Source organism: Geobacillus sp. BK01 (genome assembly GCF_052220245.1).
Taxonomy (GTDB): Bacteria; Bacillota; Bacilli; order Bacillales; family Anoxybacillaceae; genus Geobacillus.
In genome coordinates, this window is record NZ_JBQPTH010000045.1 from 1 (window position 1) to 2848 (window position 2848).

1 protein-coding gene and 2 pseudogenes are annotated in these 2848 nt (G+C 53.0%); all 3 read left to right on the forward strand.

Annotated elements, in window-relative coordinates:
* Window positions 1-498, forward strand: a pseudogene (locus ACTVDO_RS17240) (DUF6431 domain-containing protein); the annotation flags it as partial.
* Window positions 499-638: 140 nt separating this feature from the next.
* Window positions 639-1890, forward strand: a pseudogene (locus ACTVDO_RS17245) (IS481 family transposase).
* Entirely contained in the window at window positions 1883-2683 is an 801-nt protein-coding gene (locus ACTVDO_RS17250) for an ExeA family protein (RefSeq protein WP_442901948.1), read from the forward strand. Before ACTVDO_RS17245 ends, ACTVDO_RS17250 begins: the two are co-directional and overlap by 8 nt.
* The last annotated feature ends 165 nt before the right edge of the window (window positions 2684-2848 follow it).

Here is a 2848-nt window from a genome sequence, read left to right on the forward strand (position 1 = left end):
TCCCTCTTCTGACACAGTGTCCGCATTGCCGGGCCAAGCGCCCGTTGCACCGCCACGGTTACTATGAGCGAAACGCATTGACCCCACATGGTGATGATCGCATTTGGATTGTCCGGTATCGCTGTCGAGAATGCTTGAAGACGGTGAGTGTGCTGCCTTCCTTTCTCCTCCCGTATTTTCAGTATACGTTGTCCGCCATATGGCAAGTCGTGAAAGAGCAGTTGGGATTGACCGAGGGGACGAACCGGGCTCCGTTTCTCCCGACAAAGGACGGCATCAGGCATCATCTTTTATGTCCGGCGGTTCTGCCGAAACCTATCAAACCTTCACAGCTTTTTTGCGAGGCGGTGGAGGATCATAGGCCCTATCGTGAAAAAAGAAAAGGAACGGGCTTCCTGGTGGATCCGGACGTTGGAGAAACACGGTCTTGATTCGGTCATCAGAGACATGTGGAAGGACGGATTCCGACACCCTTTTGCGAATCAAATGGGATCCTGATTTTACATACATATCCTAAATTGGAAATGGTTGAGGTTCCCACAAACCTTTCCTATCGACGGAGAAAAAGCGATCCGGTACGATAAGGGCAGACGGACCGGAACGGTCCTGATTCCAAGTGAGACAAGGAGGAGATTCGAATGGATGAGTCGATGAGACACGACATTGCCCTGTTTCGGTACGGGCTAATCGCTCCGTTGGTGAATGGGCAGGTGGAACCGAAGACGTATCTGAAAGAGGTGAGCGAGCGAGTGCACCATGTTCCCCACCAGGGCGACAAACGAATCGCAGCCAAGACGATCCTCGATTGGTGCACCCGATACAAAAAAGGGGGCTTTGACGCCTTAAAGCCGAAGCGCCGTTCGGACCGCGGCCACTCAAGGCGTCTGTCGCCCGATGATGAGGATCATATTTTAGCCCTAAGAAAAGAACATCCCACCATGCCCGTGACGGTGTTCTACGAACACCTGATCGAGCAGGGGGAAATCCCAGAAAATCATACCTCTTACTTTACTATATACCGATTGTTGAAAAAACACAACCTTGTCGGGAAAGAAATCTTGCCCATGCCGGAGCGAAAGCGCTTTGCGTATGACCAGATCAATGAGCTTTGGCAAGGGGACTTATCCCATGGACCAACGATTCGAGTCAATGGGAAAGCCCAGAAAACGTTTTTGATCGCCTATATCGATGACTGCTCGCGGTTTGTGCCGTACGTATAGTTTCCCTTCGGAGAAGTTTGACGGGCTGCGGATCGTCACGAAGGAAGCGGTGCTTCGTTGCGGGAAGCCGAAGCGCATTTACTCGGACAACGGGAAAATTTATCGATCCGAGGTGCTGAAGTATGCGTGCGCCGAGATGGGAATTACGCTCATCCACACCCAGCCGTATGACCCGCAAAGCAAAGGGAAAATCGAACGGTTCTTCCGCACCGTACAGACGCGGTTTTATCCGCTGCTGGAGTTGGATCCCCCGAAGTCGCTCGAAGAGCTGAACGAGCGCTTTTGGAGGTGGCTTGAAGAGGAGTATCATCGAAAACCGCACGCCTCGCTGGACGGAAAAACGCCGCATGAGGTGTTTCAATCGCAAGTGCATCTCGTGTCGTTCATCGAAGATAGCGATTGGCTGGATGCGATTTTTCTGAAGCGGGAGCACCGCAAGGTCAAAGCCGATGGAACGATCACCTTGAACAAGCAGCTGTATGAAGTGCCGCCCCGGTTCATTGGGCAATCGATTGAACTCCGCTATGACGAACGGGGCGTCTATGTGTACGAAGATGGAAGGAAGGTGGCGGAGGCCGTTCGGGTTCGTTTGGAGGACAACGCCTATGTAAAACGCCATCGGTCCCCGTTTGCGGCGATTCCGGCGAAGGAGGGAGAACACGGTGTATAAATCGTTTTACTCCCTTTCGCGGGAGCCGTTTGCGAAAGAAACAGACCCGTCCGAGGCGTATCAAGGGGCGCCGTTTCAGGAAGCGTTGCGGGCGCTGGAGTACGTGAAACGAACCCGGGGGATCGGGCTGTTGATCGGAGAGCCGGGGGCGGGCAAGACGTTCGCCCTTCGGGCGCTGAAAGAATCATTGAATCCATCATTGTATCATGTTGTCTACTTTCCGTTATCCACCGGAGGCGTGATGGATTTTTACCGTGGTTTGGCCTTGGGATTAGGAGAGGAACCGAAGTACCGCAAGGTAGACCTCTTCCGCCAAATCCAGCAGGCGATCGAGCGATTGTATCATGAACGGCGGATCACGCCGGTGTTCATTTTGGACGAGATGCATTTAGCGAAGGATGCATTTTTACAGGACATCGCGATCTTGTTCAACTTTGAGATGGATTCGACCAACCCATTTGTCTTGATTTTGGCCGGGCTGCCCCATTTACAGGGGAAGCTGCGGCTCAATCAGCACCGCCCTCTCGACCAGCGGATCATCATGCGATACCGGATGGGGCCGCTGGAGAAGGAAGAGGTGGCGGGCTACATCAAGCATCGGATGAAACAGGCCGGGGCGAAGCATCCGATCTTCACCCCATCGGCGTTAGAGGCGATTGCCCTGCAGTCGCGGGGATGGCCTCGGGTGATCAACATGTTGGCCACGACGTGCCTGTTATACGGGTATCAGCTGAAAAAGGACGCCATTGACGAAGAAGTGGTGCGCATGGCCGCAGAGGAAATGGGGTATTAGCATGAAAGGGGCCGAATCGGCCTCTTTTGTGCTTTTTCTTTTCCATCGGTCCATCAGGCGCGCTGGAAATCTTCATCTGAAAGAGCGTGCAAACGTTCCGAAAGAATGTGCAAAATCCGGAACAATCCGCAAAAATTTTGCACATTATTTCAGAATCCATCTGAA